The sequence below is a fragment of the Streptomyces sp. NPDC111606 genome (genome assembly GCF_055656945.1).
Genome location: NZ_JBVKBY010000030.1, coordinates 1 through 18,051, shown reverse-complemented (window position 1 = coordinate 18,051; position 18,051 = coordinate 1). Strand labels below are relative to the sequence as shown.

Genomic DNA, 18,051 nt, shown 5'->3' with positions numbered 1-18,051 from the left:
GGCGCAGCTTCCGGAGGGCGTCGTGGACGCCTACCCGCTGTCGCAGGTCCAGCTCGGCATGGTCGTCGAGATGCTCGTCGACGACAGCCGCAACAGCTACCACAACGTCAGCGGCTTCCGGATCCGGGACGACCGGCCCTTCGATGCCACCGCGCTGCGGAACGCCCTGCGCCTGGTGACCGAGCGGCACGAGATTCTGCGTACGGCGTTCGACATGCACGGCTACTCCGTGCCGATGCAGCTGGTGTACGCGCAGGCCGAGATCCCGGTGGCCGTGCACGACATCCGTGAGCTGGACGAGAACGCGCGCCGGCAGGCGCTGCGGGACTTCGTGACGGCCGAGCGGGACACGGTGTTCGACCTGACCGCGGCGCCGCTGCTGCGGGCCGCTGTGCACGTGGAGGACGACGCCGGCTGGCGGCTGTCCTTCACCCAGACCCACGCCATCACCGAGGGCTGGAGCCAGCACTCGCTGCTGACCGAGGTGGTCTCCTGCTACCGCCGGCTGCGCGACGGTCTGGAGGCGGAGCCGTACGAGTCCCCTGCCGTGCGCTTCGCCGACTTCGTGGCCGGCGAGCTGGAGTCCCTGGCCTCCACCGAGGACCGCGCCTACTGGCAGGGCATCTGCGAGGAGTACACGCCGCTGACGCTGCCGGGCACCCAGTCCTCGGCCGACGAGCCGGACGCCGACTACACGGTCGTCGTGCCGCTGCGGGACCTGGAGGCGCAGCTGCGCGCGTTCGCCACCCGGTCCAAGGTCTCGCTGAAGAGCGTGCTGCTGGCCGCGCACCTGAAGGTGATGAGCCAGCTCACCGACGAGGAGGCCTTCCACACCGGCCTGGTCTGCGACGCGCGCCCCGAGGCGCTGGGCGCCGACCGGGTGCCGGGCATGTACCTCAACACCCTGCCGTTCGCCGTGGACCGCAGCGCGCGCACCTGGCGCGAGCTGGTCCAGCAGGTCTTCGCCCGCGAGGTCGAGCTCTGGCCGCACCGGCGCCACCCGCTGCCCGAGATCCAGCGGCAGGCACGCGGTGGACGGCTTCTGGACGTGATGTTCAACTACCTGAACTTCACGGGCGCCGTCGACACCGACGTCGTCGATGTCGACGCGGGTCTGGGAGCCGGCGCGATGGAGTTCTCGCTCGCCGTGACCACGGCGGCCGAGGGCCTGGTTCTGAAGACCGGCACCCAGCACTTCAGCCGCGCCGACGGTGAGCGGCTGGCAGCGATGTACCGGGCGGTGCTGGAGTCGATGGCCGCGGACGACGAGGCCGACGCCGTCGTGCCGAGGCTGCCCGACGGGGAGCTGGAGCGGATTCTCGGGGCCTGGAACGACACGGGCGCCGAGCAGGTCGACGCCTGTCTGCACGAGCTGTTCGAGCAGCAGGCCGAGGCCACGCCCGACGCCGTGGCCGTGGTCTTCGAGGAGACCGAGCTCAGCTACGCCGAGCTCAACGCGCGGGCCAACCGGCTCGCCCACCACCTGCGGGGCACGGGTGTGTTTCCGGGCACCCTCGTCGGTGTCTGCGTCGAGCGGTCCGTCGAGCTGCTCGTCACCGTGCTCGCGGTGTTCAAGTCCGGCGGTGTGTACGTGCCGCTGGACCCGGACTACCCTGCCGAGCGGATCTCCCACATGGTCCGCGACGCCAAGGTCGGCGTCCTGGTCACCCGGGACGAACTGCTTCCGCTGGTCGAGGGCAGCGGTGCCACCGAGGTGCTGCTCGACGACGAGGACCGCTGGAACGGTCGTAGCGAACGGAACCCGGAGCCCGTCACCGGCCCGGACGACGCCGCCTACCTCATCTACACGTCGGGCTCGACCGGCCGTCCCAAGGGCGTGCTCTGCGACCACCGGGGCCTGGTCAACCGGCTCGAGTGGACGCAACGGACCTACCTGCGGCTGACCGCAGCCGATGTGGTGCTCCAGAAGATCCCGATCGGCTTCGACCCGTCGCTGGCCGAGATCTTCGGCCCGCTCATGGCCGGTGCCCGGATCGCTGTGGCCCGCCCCGGCGGTCACCGCGACCCCGGCTATCTGCGGGCGGCGATCGCCCGGTACGGGGTCACGAACCTGCACTTCGTGCCGTCGATGCTGGCTGCCGTTCTCGCCGTGGACGATCTGTCCGAGCTGCGGTCCCTGCGGATCGTGGTGTCCGGTGGCGAGGACCTCCCCGTCGCCCTCGCGAACGAGTTCACCAGCCGTCTGACGTGGGCGGAGCTGCACAACCAGTACGGGCCGTGCGAGGCCGCGGTCGACGTCACGGCCTGGCGCTGCGCGCCCGACAGGCTGGAGGGGCTGCACCGCGTGCCGCTCGGCGCACCGATGCAGAACGTCACGATCCACGTCCTGGACGCCCGTATGCACCCCGTCCCGGTCGGTGCCCCCGGCGAGCTCTACATCGGCGGTGTCGCCCTGGCCTTCGGCTATCTGAACCGGCCCGATCTGACCGCGCGTTCCTTCGTGCCCGACCCGTTCGGCCCGGCGGGCGCCCGGCTCTACCGCACCGGCGACCGGGCGCGGTGGCGGGCCGACGGCACCGTCGAATTCCTGGGCCGCACCGACGACCAGGTCAAGATCCGCGGCGCACGCGTCGAACCGGGCGAGACCGAGGCGGCGCTGAGCGCTCTGCCCGAGGTGTCGAGTGCCGTCGTCGTGGTCCGCGAGGACAGCGCGGGCCTGCCGCGGCTGGTCGCCTACGTCGTCCCGGCCCCGGGCCGGTCGGCCGACCCGGCCGAGCTGCGCGCCCAACTCTCCCACGAGCTGCCCGAGGCGCTGCTGCCGACTGCCTACGTACGGCTGGACGCCATGCCGCTGGGCGCGAACGGCAAGGCCGACCGGCGTGCGCTTCCGGCACCAGGCGCGGACGCTTTCGCGGCCGGCGAGTACGTGGCGCCGCGCTCCTGGCTGGAGGCCCGCGTGGCCGCTGTCTGGAGCGAGGTGCTCGACCTCGAACGGGTGGGTGTCGAGGACGGCTTCTTCGAGCTGGGCGGTGACTCCATCCGGGCCGTCGCCCTGGCGGGCGCACTGCGCGGTGCCGGCTTCGAGGTCGGCGTCCAGGAGGTCTTCGAGCACCGCACGGTCGCGCAGCTGGCGGTGATGCTGGCGGGCCGTGCCCCGGCCGGCGGACCGGCCGCGGACGAGAACGCCGTACAGCCGTTCGCGCTGCTGCCGGAGACGGACCGGGCGCGGCTGCCCGAGGACGCGGTCGACGCGTACCCGCTGACGCAGGCGCAGCTGGGCATGGCCGCCGAACTGCTCTCCGGGGACGGCCGGAACAACTACCACAACGTCACGATGGTGCGGGTCCGGGACAACGGCCCGTTCTCCGCCGAGGCGCTGCGCGCCGCGGTGGCGCTGCTGGTGGGCAGGCACGAGGTGCTGCGGACGTCGGTGCACCTGTCGGGCCACTCGGTGCCGCTGCAGATCGTCCACCGTACGGCCGAGGTGCCGGTCGGCTGGGCGGACCTGCGCGGGACCACCGACCGCACTGCGGGCGAGCAGCTGCTCGCCGACCACGCGGCCCATGAACGCGCCACGCTGTTCGACCTCTCCCAGGCGCCGCTGCTGCGGGTCTTCGCCCACCTGGAGAGCGACGACGCGTGGTGGCTGACGCTCACCCAGTCGCACGTCATCCTGGAGGGCTGGAGCCACCACTCGCTGCAGACGGAGCTGCTCGACTGCTACCGGCTGCTCCGCGACGGCCGCGAACCCGAGCCCTACCAGGCCCCCGCCGTGCGTTTCGCGGACTGTGTCGCCGGTGAACTGGAGTCCCTGGACTCGGTCGAGGACCGCGCGTACTGGGAGCGGGTCGCCCTCGACCACCGGCCGTTCGCGCTGCCGGCCGACTGGGCCGACACCTCGGGCCGCCCGCAGGAGGTGTACAGCGTCCGCGTCCCGGTCGACGACCTCGCCGACCGGCTGCGGGCTCTGGCCGCCGGGGCACAGGTCCCGGTCAAGAGCGTGCTGCTGACGGCGCACCTGAAGGTGCTGAGCCAGCTCACCGACGACGACACCTTCCACACCGGCGTGGTCTTCCACACCCGTCCGGAGGCCCCGGGCGCCGAGCGCGTGCTCGGCATGCACCTCAACACCCTGCCGTTCCCCGCCGGCCGGTCCGCCCGGACCTGGCGCGAGACGGTGCGCGAGGTGCTCGCCACGGAACTGGCCGGCTGGCGGCACCGGCGCTACCCGATGCCGGAGATCCAACGCCAGTGGGGCGGCGGCCGCCGCCTGGTCGACGCCTACTTCAACTACGTCGACTTCCACCAGGTGGACATGGACGTCGTCGAGTCCGGAACCGGGATCAGCGACGCCCCCAACGAGTTCGAGCTGTCCGTGCACAGCCACGGCACCCATCACCTGACCCTGGCCACCCACACGCACGCCGTCAGCCGCGTCAACGGCGACCGGCTGGCCGGGATGTACCGGGCCGTGCTGGAGTCGATGGCCGCGGACGCCGAGGCTGACGCGCGAGCGGTGTACCTGCCCGCCGGCGAGCGGGAGGCGCTGCTCGGCGCGGTGTCGGCGGTGCAGACCGCTTCGGTGGAGCGGTGCGTCCATGAGATCTTCGCGGAGCGTGCCGCGGCGGCGCCGGATGCGGTCGCGGTGATCGCGGACGGTGTGTCGCTGACGTACGCGGAGCTGGATGCGCGTGCCAACCAACTGGCGCATCACCTGCGGTCACTGGGCATGGGCCCGGAGTCCCTGGTGGGTGTGTGCCTGGAGCGCGGCCCCGACCTGATGCCGACCCTGCTGGGCGTGCTGAAGGCGGGTGCGGGATATCTGCCGCTGGACCCGGCGAACCCGGCGGAACGGCTCGGGTTCGTGCTGGCGGACGCGGGTGCGCGGGTCGTGGTGACCTCCGGTGGCCTCGGTCCGGTGCTGGAGGACGTGTACGACGGCGAGCTGGTCGTGCTGGACCGGGACGCGGAGACGATCGCGTCCCGCCCGCAGACCGCGCCCGAGACACCGGTCGCGCCGGACAACATCGTCTACGTCATCTACACGTCGGGCTCAACCGGCCGGCCGAAGGGCGTCACGCTGGCGCATGCGCAGGTGGTGCGGCTGCTCGACACGATGCAGGAGCACTACGGCTTCGACGAGCACGACGTGTGGGCGCTGTTCCACTCGTACGCCTTCGATGTGTCGGTGTTCGAGATGTGGGGGGCGCTGCTGCACGGCGGGACCCTTGTCGTGGTGCCGCGGGAGGTGACGCGCTCGCCGGAGGAGTTCCTGGAACTGCTGGTCGAGCGCGAGGTCACGGTGCTGGCCCAGACCCCGACCGCCTTCCGCTCGCTGATCGCCACGGCGACCGCACCGGGCGAGAAGCGACTCAAGCAGTTGTCGCTGCGCGCGGTGGTCCTGGCCGGCGAGAAGCTGGAGGTGGCCGACGTACGCCCGTGGACCGAACGGCTCGGCCTCGGCCGTACCGCGCTGGTGAACATGTACGGGCCGACGGAGACGACGGTCTACTGCACCTACCACCGGCTCACGCCGCGCGATGTCGCGCCGGGTGCGGTCGCCCCGGTCGGACGTCCGCTCAGCGACACGACGATTCACCTGCTGGACCGCTTCGGTGAGCTGGTCCCGGTGGGTGCACCGGGCGAGATGCACGTCGGTGGCCCGGCCGTGGCCCGTGGCTACCTCGGCCGGCCGGACCTGACCGCGGAGCGCTTCGTGCCGGACCCGTTCGGCCAGCCCGGCGCCCGCCTGTACCGCACCGGCGACCTCGCGCGCCGCCGGCAGGACGGCAGCCTCGAGTTCATCGGACGGACCGACGACCAGGTCAAGCTGCACGGGTACCGGATCGAGCCGGGCGAGATCAGCGCCCGGCTGGCCGCCCACCCGGCGATCCGCGAAGCGGTGGTGATCGTGCGTGACAAGCGGCTGGTCGCCTACGTCGTCCCGGACGGCGAGCTGCCCGCCACCGCCGAGCTGCGGGCGTTCGTCGCCCTCGAACTGCCCGAGTACATGGTCCCGGCGGCCTTCGTGACCGTCGAGCGCATCCCGCTCACGGTCAACGGCAAGCTCGACCGCCGTGCCCTGCCGGCCCCGGACGCCTCCGCGGTCAGCACCGGGCGCGGCCATGTCGCCCCGCGCACCCCGCTGGAGGAACGGGTGGCCGCGATCTGGCAGGTGACCCTGGGCGTGGAGCGGGTCGGTGTCGAGGACGGTTTCTACGAGCTGGGCGGCGACTCGATCCGCGCCGTGATGCTCGTGGGTGCTCTGCGGGAGGCCGGATACGACGTCACCGTCCGCGAGACGCTCGAGGCGCAGACGCTCGGCGCGCTGTGCGAGCGGCTCTCGGGCCGACCGGCCGACGGCGGCCCCCTCACCTCGGCGGTGGTTGTGCCGTTCGCGCTGGTGAGCGACGCCGACCGGGCACTGCTGCCCGAGGGACTGACCGACGCCTACCCGATGATGCAGAACCAGATCGGCATGCTGGTGGAGATGCTGGGCGCCGGAGATCGGCTCAACTACCACCTCGTGACGTCCCTGCGGGTCCGGGACGGCCGGCCGGTGGTGAAGGAGGCCATGCGGTCCGCGGTCGCGGAACTGCTGTGCAGGCACGACGTGCTGCGCACCTCGCTGGAGCTGGACCGCTACTCGGTGCCCATGCAACTGGTGCACGCCGATGTGCCCACGCCCGTCCGGTTCTTCGACCTGGGCGACCGCAGTGAGGACGAACAGGGGCGCGCTCTGCGGGAGTTCGTCGCCGAGGAGAACTCGACGGCGTTCGACCACACGGCCGGTCCGCTCGTGCGCATCGCGATCCACCAGTGCGCCGACGGGAGCTGGCAGTTCACCATCGCGCAGTCCCATGTGATCCTCGAAGGCTGGAGCTTCAGCGGGCTGCTGACCGAACTGCTGGAGATCTACCGCGCCCACGCCGACGGCCGGGAGCCGGAGCCGCTGCCCGCCCCGGCCATACGGTTCGCCGACACCGTCGGCGCGGAACTCTCCGCGCTGGCGTCGGACCGGCACCGCGACCACTGGCGTGACGTCGTCGTCGGCCGGGAGAAGTTCACCATGCCCGAGGGCTGGGGCGACGCAGGCGACGCCGATCCGGAGAAGTACAAGCTGGAGGTGGGCTTCGACGACCTGACGGACGGGCTCCAGCGCCTCGCGGCGGCGGCGAAGGTGTCGCTGAAGAGCGTGCTGCACACTGCGCACCTGAAGGTGATGAGCCAGCTCACACGCGAGCAGGAGTTCTTCACCGGCCTGGTCGCGCACGTCCGGCCCGAGGCGGTGGGCGCCGAGCGGGTGTACGGCATGTACCTCAACATTCTCCCGTTCGCGGTCGATCGCAGGGCCGGGACGTGGCAGGAGATGGTGCAGGACGTCTTCCGGCAGGAACTCGGCATGTGGGAGCACCGCAACTTCCCGATGCCCGCCGTCCAGCAGGAGTTCGGCCAGGGCAGCAGGCTCGTCGACGTGTACTTCAGCTACCAGGACTTCAGCGGTAGCGACACCAGCATGATCGACGCCTCCGCCAGCACCGGGAACAGCACCAACGAGTTCGGCTTCTCGGTGTCGACGGCTCCCGGCCGGATCAACCTGAGGGCCGATTCGCGCACCCTCAGCCGTGCGCACGCCGCCCGGCTGGCCGGCATGTACCGCGCCGTCCTGGAGGCAATGGCCGCCGACCCGAACGGTGACGCCCGCCTCGTCCTCCTGCCGGAGGAGGAGGCGCAGACGCTCGCCGGCTGGTCGGTGGGTGCGGGGCCGGTGGTGGAGCGGCCGGTGGTGGAGGTGTTCGAGGAGCAGGTTGCTCGGGTGCCGGATGCGGTGGCCGTGGCCTGTGACGGGGTGTCGCTGTCGTATGCGGAGCTGGATGGCCGGGCGAATCGTCTGGCGCAGCATCTGCGGGCTTCGGGTGTGGGTGCCCAGTCGCTGGTCGGTGTGCTGCTGGAGCGGGATGCCGACCTGATGGTGGCGCTGTTGGCGGTGTGGAAGGCCGGAGCCGGCTACGTGCCGCTGGACCCGGCACTGCCCGGTGCCCGGGTGTCGGGCATGCTGACCGACGCCGGGGCCCGGGTCCTGATCACACGGGGCGGGCCGGTGGCCGGCTTCGAGGGCACGCTCGTCGACGTGGACACGGACGCCGAAGCGATCGCCGAGCACCCCTCGTCGCGGCCCGAGGGCCGCGTCGATGCCGACGGTGCGGCCTATGTGGTGTTCACCTCCGGCTCGACGGGCCGCCCCAAGGGCGTACTGGTCTCCCACCGCAACCTGGGCAACCACGTCGGCTGGGCGGTGCGCGAGTTGGCCTCCTGCGACCAGGGCGGCGGGGCGGTGTTCTCCTCCGTGGCCTTCGACCTGGTGGTGCCCAACCTGTGGGCACCACTGTGCGCGGGCCAGCGGGTCGCCCTGATGCCCTCCACCTCGGGTCTGGACGAACTGGGCGGATGGCTGCTGCAGCACGGGCCGTTCAGCTTCCTCAAACTCACCCCCGGACACCTGGAAGTGCTCTCGCACCAGGTCACACCCGAACAGGCCGCCCAGCTCGCCGGCGTGGTCGTGGTCGCCGGCGAAGCACTGGCCGGCACACTCGGCGCACGCTGGGCGGGCTGGCTCGGCGAAGGCCGCCTGATCAACGAGTACGGGCCGACCGAAGCCTCCGTCGGCACCACCATCCACCCCGTGCCGGACGACGCCGAAGGCGTCGTCCCCATCGGCCACCCCCTGCCCGGCATGCGGGTCCACGTCCTGGACGCATCGATGCAGCCGGTACCCGTCGGTGCCCTGGGAGAGCTGTACGTCGGCGGCACCGGTGTGGCCCGCGGCTACGTGGGCCGCCCGGAACTGACCGCGCAACGCTTCGTCCCCGACCCCTTCGGCGGGGCGGGCGAACGCCTCTACCGCACCGGCGACGTCGTGCGGTGGAACGCCACCGGCGCGGTGGAATTCCTCGGCCGCGCCGACGACCAGGTCAAGATCCGCGGCTACCGAGTAGAGCCCGCCGAAGTGGCCGCAGTACTCACGCAGTCTCCCCTGGTGAGCGAGGCCGTCGTGATCGCCCGCACCGACGACGGCGAAACCCGCCTCATCGGATACCTGGTTCCGGCCGACGGCCCGGGCACCGCACCCAGCGATGAGCTGGGCGCGTATCTGGCCGAGTCGCTGCCGGAGTACATGGTGCCGTCGGTGTTCGTCGAGCTGGATGTGGTGCCGTTGAACGCGAACGGCAAGGTCGACCGCAAGGCACTGCCCGCCCCCGCCGACAACACCGACCAAGCGCAGCACGTGGCACCCGGTACGCCCACCGAGCGCAGGCTCGCGGAGATCTGGAGCGAGGTCCTCGGCAAGGAGCGGATCAGCGCGACGGACAGCTTCTTCGAGCTGGGCGGGCACTCGATTCTGGTCATCCAGGTCATCGCGGCCGCCCGCCGGGAAGGACTCCCGCTGTCGCTGTTCATGCACTACCAGGCGCAGGACCTGGCAGAGCTCGCCGCTCTGGTCGACGCGGCCGCCGTGTCCGAGACGCAAGCCGCCGATGCCGGGCAGCAGGCGGAGCCCTCGGCGCCGTCGGCCGGAACGGCGATGTCCGGTCTGCCCGCCGCACTGGACCGGCACAAGGTGCCAGGCGCCCTCGTCGCCGTGGTCGAGGGCGGTGAACTCGTCGCCGTCGAGAGCTTCGGCACCCTGACCGCGGGCGGGGACGAGCCGGTCACCCAGGAGACCGTCTTCCACGTCGGTTCGCTGAGCAAGCACATCACCGCGCTCGGCGTGCTCAAGCTCGTGGACGAGGGACGACTGGACCTGGATGCGGACGTCAACGAGTACCTCGTCGGCTGGCGGGTGCCGCAGGACGCCGACGCGGTCCCGGTGACCGCCCGGCACCTGCTGGGGCACCTGTCCGGGCTCACCCCGACCCCGGGCAAGGGCTTCCGGCGCGACACCGGTCCCGTGCCGTCGCTGCTCGACCTGCTGCACGGCCGGGCCCCGGCCACGACGCCGGCGGTCGGGCGCGAGGGGGTCCCGGGCAGGGAGTTCCGCAAGGCGAACGTCCACTACTCGGTGCTCCAGCAGCTCATGACCGACATCACCGGTCGCCCGTTCGACGAGCTGATGCGGGACCTCGTCCTCGAACCGCTGGGCATGCGGGCGACCAGCTTCGACCAGGCATTCCCCGAGCGGTCGGGCCGCGCGGTGGCCCTGGGGCACGACGAGGAGGGCCGCCCGGTCGACGGCGGTTGGCTGATCCGGCCGGACCAGGCAGCGGCCGGTCTGTGGACGACCGCCGCCGACCTGGCGAAGGTCGCGCTGGAGATCCGCCGCTCCGCACTGGGCCGCCCGCTCAGCCTGCTGTCGACAAAGACGGCGCAGCTCATGCTGGCGCCGAGCAGCGACAGCTTCTACGGCCTGGGCACGGTCGTGGACGCCACGAACGACGAGGTGCAGTTCGGCCATGCCGGCTCGCCGGTCGGCTACCAGGCGGTGTCCCTCTGCCATCTGCGCAGCGGTGACGGCTTCGTCGCCCTCACCAACGGCGCGGCCGGCAAGGACGTCGTGGCCGAAATCGCCGAAGCGCTGGGCCACGGCGCCCGGCGGTCCTCCCTGGGCCTGCAGGGCCAGGGCTGACCCACAGGCGGGCCCGCCAGGCAGGGCCGACCCGCAGGCGTCGGCGGACCGATCCCCCCGGTCCGCCGACGCCCCCTACACCCGACGGAACGTGTCCGCCGACAACTCCGCCGTGTCCGACCACCCGTACGACTCATGCCGAGGAGCGCCGCATGACCGCCCGACACCTGATATCCCTCGACGACCTCTCCGACGCCGACCTGCTCCACCTCGTGGAGCGGGGAGCCGCCTTCTCGAACGGCACGGCTCGCCCCGGCCCCGCGCTCGACGGCACGATCGCCGGCATCTACTTCCGGCGCACCTCGACCCGCACCCGTACGGCCTTCTCGGCGGGGGCGCTGCGGCTGGGGGCGCAGATCATCGCGTACAACGGTGGCGATCTGCAGACCAACACCGGGGAGACCAGCGAGGACACCGGGCAGGTCTTCTCCCGGATGCTCGACGTCCTGGTCGCGAGGACGGCCGACGACCCGGCGGAGATGCGGGGCTGGGCCGCCCAGCCCAGGATGTCCGTGATCAACGCCATGAGCGCCGACGAGCACCCCACCCAGGGCCTGACCGACCTGAGCACTCTCCTGTGCCGCTTCGGCCGCGTCGAGGGGCTGCGGCTGCTGTACGTGGGGGAGGGCAACAACACCGCCGCCGCGCTGGCGCTGGGCCTGACCCGCTTCCCCGGCACCGAACTTGAGCTGCGCACTCCGCTCGGCTACGGGCTGCCCGAGAACATTCTGGCCCGGGCCCGCGCCCACGCGGAGCGCTCCGGTGCCACGGTGACCGAGCGGCACACGATGGACGAACTCCCCAAGGACGTCGACGTCATCTACACCACCCGCTGGCAGACGACCGGCACCAGCAAGCCCGACCCCGACTGGCGCTCCCTGTTCGCGCCCTTCCAGGTCACCCGGGACCTGTGGACGCACAACGCCGACGCCCTGTTCATGCACGACCTGCCAGCCCACCGGGGCGAGGAGGTCACCGCCGAGGTGCTCGACGGCCCGGTGAGCATCGCCTTCGACCAGGCCGAGAACAAGATGCACAGCGCCATGGCGGTCCTCGAATGGTGCCGCCTCGGCACCGTCGGTACGCCCGGCACGTCCGAATGAGCCTGACGGAGGAGCACCGCGAAGGGGGCGGTGCCCAGCCCGGCACGGCGCCACCCCCGCTGCGGAAGAACCGGGACTTCCTGCTGCTGTGGACCGGCGCCGGGCTCTCCCTGTTCGGCACCCGGGCCAGCACCGTCGCCTACCCCCTGCTGATGGTCTGGTACGGCGGCTCCCCGACCGGCGCCGGACTCGTCGGTTTCGCCGCGCTGCTGCCCCAGCTGCTCCTGCAACTCCCGGCCGGGGCCCTGGTGGACCGCCTGGACCGGCGCCGGCTGATGATCCTGTGCGACCTCGCCGGGCTGACGGCCATGGGCAGTGTCGCGGCCGCGCTGATCGGCGGGCACCTGTGGCTGCCGCACCTGATGGCCGCCGCGTTCGTGGAGGGCTCTGCCGCGATCTTCTACCGGCTCGCCGAGCGGGCCGCGGTGCGCAACCTCGTTCATCCGGACCACCTGACCGTCGCGCTGACCCGCAACGAGGCACGCGGACAGGGCGCCGGGCTGCTCGGCCAGCTCGCCGGCAGCTCGCTGTACGCGGTGACCCGATGGCTGCCATTCCTGCTCACGGCGGTGTCCCATCTGACCGCGCTGGTCACGCTGTTGCTGATCCGGAAGAAGTTCCAGTCGGAACGCCCGCAATCACCCCGCGATCTGCGCCGGGAGGTGGGCGAGGGGCTCACCTGGGTGTGGCGACAGCGGTTCATGCGGGCCGCCGTCGGGCTGATCGCGGGCAGCAACATCCTCTTCCAGGTGCTGTCCCTGGCCCTGGTGCTGATCGTCAAGGAGAACGGCGGCTCCCCGGCCACCATCGGCCTCATCGGGACGGTGTCGGGCGTGGGCGGCATCCTCGGGGCCCTCACCGGCTCGTGGTTCCTGAAGCGGCTGTCGCCCGGCGCCATCGTCACCGGCACGCTGGCGGTGTGGGCGCTGCTGATGATGCCCGTCGCCCTGGTCGAGCGGCCGGTGCTCATCGGCGCGCTGTTCGCGGGCATGTCCTTCGCCGGCGCTCTGCTGAACGTGGCGGCAGGTGTGTATCAGGTGCAGATCACCCCGGACGAGATGCAGGGCCGGGTGACCAGCGTCTTCGCCCTCATCGGATCGGGCATGAACTCCGCCGGGGCGCTCGTCGGCGGCCTGCTGCTCGCGGCCTTCGGCACAACGCCCACCGTCACGGGGGTCGCGGCAGCGATGGCCGCCATGGCGCTGGTCGCGGTACTGAGCCCGGTCATCAGGACCGCGGGGCGCACACCGGAGAAATGACCGAAGAAATATAGGCCTCCCCCACACAGTGGGGAGGCGGAGGGGTCGCTCGCGCACGAGCGCCCGCATCCATGCGACCGGGGCCGGACGCGGACACACGCACGCCTCCGGCACTCAACACCCTTTCAGGAAGGCACGCCACGACGATGTCCGCCCATCGCACAGCACCAGCGGGACAGCCGCTGCCGCTCCTGGTCGAGGCCGAGTCCGAGGACCGGGACGTCATCCGCCTGATCAAGTCGGACCGAGAACGGCTGCGGGCGTCGCTGAGGACGCACGGCGCGCTGCTGCTGCGCGGCTTCGACATCGGCGGAATCGACGGGTTCGACCAGGTGGTCAGGGAGCTGTCCGGCGACCCGCTCACCTACTCGGAGCGGTCCTCCCCGCGCAGCACCATCAAGGGGAACGTCTACACCTCCACCGACTATCCGCCGGAGGAGGAGATCTTCGTCCACAACGAGAACTCCTACCAGGCGAGTTGGCCCCGGACGCTCTACTTCTACTGCGACCAACCGCCCGAGACGCAGGGCGCCACCCCGCTGACCGACATCCGCAAGGTGCACGCGGCCATCGACCCGGAGGTCCGCGAGGAGTTCGCCCGGCGTGGCTGGATGGTCGTACGCAACTTCCACGACCACTTCGGCGTGGCCTGGCGGGAGCTGTTCAACACCCACGAGCGGGCCGAGGTGGAGGCGTACTGCCGGTCCAAGGACATCGAGTTCGAGTGGCTGGGGGGCGACGGACTGCGCACCCGGGCGCGCCGCAGCGCGATCCACACCCACCCCGAGACGGGGGAGACGGTGTGGTTCAACCACATCGTGTTCTTCCACCACACCACGCTGCCCGCCGAGGTCCGTGAGGGCCTGCTCGGCCTGTTCGGCGAGGAGGACCTGCCGACCAACACCTACTACGGTGACGGCGGCCGCATCCCCGACGAGGTGACGGACCACCTGCGCGCCTGCTACCGGGCGCAGACGGTGCGTTTCGACTATCAGCAGGACGACGTGCTCGTCGTGGACAACATGCTGGCGGCGCACGGCCGGGAACCGTTCACCGGAGCGCGCCGCATCGCCGTCGCCATGGCGGAGCCGTACGCGCCGAACGCGCGGCCCGAGCGCGGCGGGGAGTGAACCCGCCATGACCGTGCACCACTCCACGGCCGGGAGCGCGTGGCTGCGCCGCTATGTGCCGCGGGCCGACGCCAGGCTGCGGCTGATCTGTTTCCCGCACGCCGGTGGCAGCGCGAGCGCCTTCCGGGACTGGCCGGAGCTGCTGCCGTCCGACGTCGAGCTGATCGCCGTCCAGTACCCCGGCCGGCAGGACCGGTACGGTGAGCCGCTCATCGGGGACTTTCCCACCCTGGTGTCCGAAGCCGCGCGGGCCGTCCTGCCCTGCCTCGACCGGCCCGTGGCATTCTTCGGCCACAGCCTCGGTGCGACCGTGGCCTACGAGGTCGCCCGAGCCCTGCGGGCCTCCGGCGCACCGGCGTTGAGCCGGCTGTTCGTCTCCGCGCGCAAGGCACCCTCGGTCCCCCGCCCGGACACCGTCCGGTTCGGCACCGAGAAGCAGATCATGGAGTACATCCGGAACCTCGGCGGATCCGGGGCGGCACTGCTGGAGCAGGGCGACGACCTGCTCGAGCTCATGCTGCCCATGCTGCGCAACGACTTCGGGCTCGTCGCCTCGTACCGCTACATCCCCGGATCCCCGCTCGACTGCCCCGTCACCGCCGTCATCGGCGACCAGGACGGTTCCGTGAACGAGGACGAGGCCCGGCAGTGGTCCCGCCACACCGTGCGGCCGTTCGACCTGCACACCCTGCCCGGCGGTCACTTCTACACCGAGACGGCCACCGACCGGCTCGTGGCCCTGGTGGCCGAAACACTGAGCGACGTGGCGAAGAGGAGATGACCACCCCATGAGCACCCACCCGTTCGAGGACCCGGACGCCGCCTACCACGTCCTGGTCAACGAGGAGGGACAGCACTCGCTGTGGCCCGCCTTCGCCGAGGTCCCGGCCGGCTGGACCGTCGTCCTGCGCCAGGCCGGGCGTCAGGCGTGCGTCGACTACGTCAACACCCACTGGACGGACATGCGGCCCGGGAGCCTGATCCGGCGGGTGGCGTGACGCCGCCGTAGCCGCCCCCTGCCCGTACCGCTTCCGGCCGGCGCCCTCGTGCGTCGCGCCGTCGCCCGATCTTCTTCAATACCCGGACCCTGGTGGTGGAAAGCCATGCCCATACCCGAAACAGCACAAACCGTGAGTCTCCCTCTGTCGGCAGCGCAAGCGGGTGTCTGGGCAGGGCACGAACTCGACCCGACCGGTGCGAAGTACAACATCTCCGAGTACATCACCTTCCACGGCGCCGTCGACCACCGTCTGCTGGAGGCCGCCTGGCACCAGCTCCTCCAGGACGGGGAGACGCTCCGGGTGCGCGCCGTCGTCAAGGAAGGCGAGGAACTGCGCCAGCTGGTCGTCCCGGAGCTGCGCCCAGGGCTGCCGCTGATCGATCTCACCGGGGAGGACGACCCGGAGGCGGCCGCCCAGGAGTGGATGCACCGGGACCGGCACCGGCCCGTCGACCTAGCCCAGGGCGGCTTGACCACCTTTGCCCTGCTGAAGCTGGCGGAGGAGCGCTTCCATTTCTACGAGCGCATCCACCACATCCTGATCGACGCCTCCGGCGGCCCGCTGATCAGCGGCCGGATGGCGGAGGTGTACTCGGCCCTGGCACGCGGCGAGGAGTTCGGCCCGAGCGGGTTCGCCCCGTTGTCCCAGCTTCTGGAGGAGGACGCCGACTACCGGCACTCGCCGGCCTTCACGGCCGACCGTGAGTACTGGTCCGACCTTCTCGCCGACACCCCGGAACCGCCCCGGCTGGTGGACACCCAAGGACTCACGCCTCCGGACGGGCAGGCACTGTTCCTGCGGCGCAACGTCCGGCTGCCCGCCGCCGACTTCGAGCAACTGCGGGTCGTGGCGCGTCGGCTGCGCTCGATGTGGCCCGTCCTGACCATCACCGCCACGGCCGCCTACCTGGCGCGGACGACCGGCAGACAGGACGTCGTCCTCGGCCTTCCGGTCACCGCCCGGACCACGCCGGCCGACCGCCGTACTCCCGTCCTGCGTTCCAACGTGGTGCCCCTTCGCGTACGGGTGACCCCGGGCGACTCCCTCGCGCAACTCGTCGCCCAGGTCACCCGCGCCACCCGCGCCGCGCTGAAGCACCAGCGCTACCGCTACGAGGACATACGGCGCGACCTCAAGCTCCTCGGCGACGGCCAGACCCTGGTCGGTCCCGTCGTCAACATGATGGATTTCGACTACGACCTGGACTTCGCGGGGCTGCGCACAACTGCCCACAACCTGTCCAACGGGCCCGTGGACGAGCTGTCCGTCGCGGCCTACCACCGCGCCGACGGAGAGGGGCTGACCCTCGCCTTCGACGCCAACCCCGCCTACTACGGGGCCGACCAGCTCGCCGCCCACCAGGACCGCTTCCTGCGCTTCCTGACGGGCCTGATCGCTGAGCCGGAGCGCCCGACGGGCGAGGTGGAGGTGCTGTCCCCCGAGGAACGGCAGCTGCTGCTGACGGAGTGGAACGCGACGGACCGGGCCGTCCCGTCCGGCGCACTCGGCGAGCTGTTCGCCGCGCAGGCCGCGGCCACCCCCGACCGGGTCGCCGTGGCGGCCGACGGGGTGGAGCTGACCTATGCCGCACTGGACGCGAGGGCGAACCGGCTGGCGCGACGGCTGATGACGCTGGGCGTGACGGTGGAGTCCCCGGTGGCGCTACTGCTCGAGCGCTCCGTCGACGCCGTCGTGGCGACGCTGGCCGTGGTGCGGGCGGGCGGCACATACGTGCCGTTGCACTCGGGCCTCCCGCCCGAGCGGCTGGCGTGGGTGATACGCGACGTCGGCGCCTCGGTGCTGCTCACGGATCGCGAGGTGCCGGAACTGTGGACGCGCGTGGTGACGCTCGACCAGGAGCCGTGGTCGGGCGAGCAGGCCGAGGCGAATCCCGGGGCTCCCGACATCACCGTCCACCCGGACCGGCTGGCGTACGTGATGTACACGTCGGGTTCGACCGGGGTGCCCAAGGGTGTCGCGGTGCGCCATCGCGATGTCGCGGACTTCGCCTTCGACCAGCGCTGGATCGGCGGCGCCCACGACCGCATCCTCATGCACGCCCCGCAGTCCTTCGACGCCTCCACGTACGAGCTCTGGGTGCCGCTCCTGAACGGCGGCCGGGTCGTGGTGGCACCGCCGGGCCAGGTGGACGGCGCCGTGGTGGAGCGCATGGTCGCCGAGCACGGCGTGACGGCCGCCTTCCTGACGACCGCCCTGTTCAACCTGATCGCCGATGAGCACCCCGAGGCCTTCGCCGGGATGCGCACTGTCTGGACCGGCGGCGACGCGGGCTCCGCGGCGGCCATGCGCCGCGTCCTCGAGGCCTGCCCCGGAATCACCGTCGGCAACGGCTACGGCCCCACGGAGACCACCACGTTCGCCGTGACCGCCCTGGCGCGGACGGCCGACGACATCGGCACGGTTCCCCCCATCGGTACGCCGCTCGACAACATGCGGTCCTACGTCCTGGACACGGGCCTGCGACCGACACCGGTCGGCGTGGTGGGCGAACTGTATGTGGCGGGCACCGGCCTGGCCCGCGGCTATCACAAGCGCCCGGACCTGACGGCGGAGCGGTTCGTGGCCTGCCCGTTCGGTGCGCCCGGCGAGCGGATGTACCGCACCGGCGACCTCGTCCGCCGGCGGGCCGACGGACAGCTGGAGTATGTGGGCCGTGGAGACTTCCAGGTGAAGGTGCGCGGCTTCCGCATCGAACTGGGCGAGGTGGAGGCGGCCCTGGCGACCCATCCGTCGGTCGCCCAGGTCGTCGTGGTCGCGCGGGAGGACCGCCCCGGCGACCGCCGCCTGGTCGCGTACGTCGTGCCGGAGGGCGAGCCCGCCGACCCGGCGGACCTGCGGACCCATGTCGCCCGGGAATTGCCGGGGTACATGGTGCCGGCGGCGTTTGTGGTGTTGGAGCGGCTGCCGTTGACGGTGAACGGGAAGGTGGATCGGGGGGTTTTGCCGGCGCCT

7 protein-coding genes are annotated in these 18,051 nt (G+C 71.7%); all 7 read left to right on the top strand.

Features of this window, described 5'->3' with window-relative positions; genetic code table 11:
• Positions 1–22: 22 nt before the first annotated feature.
• Positions 23–10,585 (top strand): non-ribosomal peptide synthetase, encoded by a 10,563-nt coding sequence (locus ACZ7M7_RS44620; protein ID WP_472127554.1) that lies wholly within the window; start codon positions 23–25, stop codon positions 10,583–10,585.
• 152 nt (positions 10,586–10,737) lie between these two features.
• Positions 10,738–11,688 (top strand): ornithine carbamoyltransferase, encoded by a 951-nt coding sequence (locus tag ACZ7M7_RS44615; RefSeq protein WP_383617336.1) that lies wholly within the window; start codon positions 10,738–10,740, stop codon positions 11,686–11,688.
• A complete protein-coding gene (locus ACZ7M7_RS44610; RefSeq protein ID WP_472127552.1) occupies positions 11,685–12,947 on the top strand; it encodes an MFS transporter in 1,263 nt (420 codons plus the stop codon). Before ACZ7M7_RS44615 ends, ACZ7M7_RS44610 begins: the two co-directional genes overlap by 4 nt.
• Positions 12,948–13,093: 146 nt before the next feature.
• On the top strand, positions 13,094–14,077 hold the full coding sequence (locus ACZ7M7_RS44605; protein ID WP_472127550.1) for a TauD/TfdA family dioxygenase: 984 nt from the start codon (positions 13,094–13,096) through the stop codon (positions 14,075–14,077).
• A gap of 7 nt (positions 14,078–14,084) precedes the next feature.
• A complete protein-coding gene (locus ACZ7M7_RS44600; RefSeq protein ID WP_383617345.1) occupies positions 14,085–14,858 on the top strand; it encodes a thioesterase II family protein in 774 nt (257 codons plus the stop codon).
• A gap of 7 nt (positions 14,859–14,865) precedes the next feature.
• Positions 14,866–15,075: an MbtH family protein gene (locus tag ACZ7M7_RS44595; protein WP_472127548.1), complete on the top strand. Its 210-nt coding sequence runs from the start codon at positions 14,866–14,868 to the stop codon at positions 15,073–15,075.
• Positions 15,076–15,207: 132 nt separating this feature from the next.
• Positions 15,208–18,051: amino acid adenylation domain-containing protein (locus ACZ7M7_RS44590; protein WP_472127546.1), on the top strand; the 2,844-nt coding region annotated here is incomplete at its 3' end.

What these genes read in the sequence shown, in the direction of transcription:
- ACZ7M7_RS44615 (WP_383617336.1), top strand. Translation starts at nt 10,738, where the DNA reads ATGACCGCCCGACACCTGATATCCCTCGACGACCTCTCCGACGCCGAC.
- ACZ7M7_RS44610 (WP_472127552.1), top strand. Translation starts at nt 11,685, where the DNA reads ATGAGCCTGACGGAGGAGCACCGCGAAGGGGGCGGTGCCCAGCCCGGC.
- ACZ7M7_RS44605 (WP_472127550.1), top strand. Translation starts at nt 13,094, where the DNA reads ATGTCCGCCCATCGCACAGCACCAGCGGGACAGCCGCTGCCGCTCCTG.
- ACZ7M7_RS44600 (WP_383617345.1), top strand. Translation starts at nt 14,085, where the DNA reads ATGACCGTGCACCACTCCACGGCCGGGAGCGCGTGGCTGCGCCGCTAT.
- ACZ7M7_RS44595 (WP_472127548.1), top strand. Translation starts at nt 14,866, where the DNA reads ATGAGCACCCACCCGTTCGAGGACCCGGACGCCGCCTACCACGTCCTG.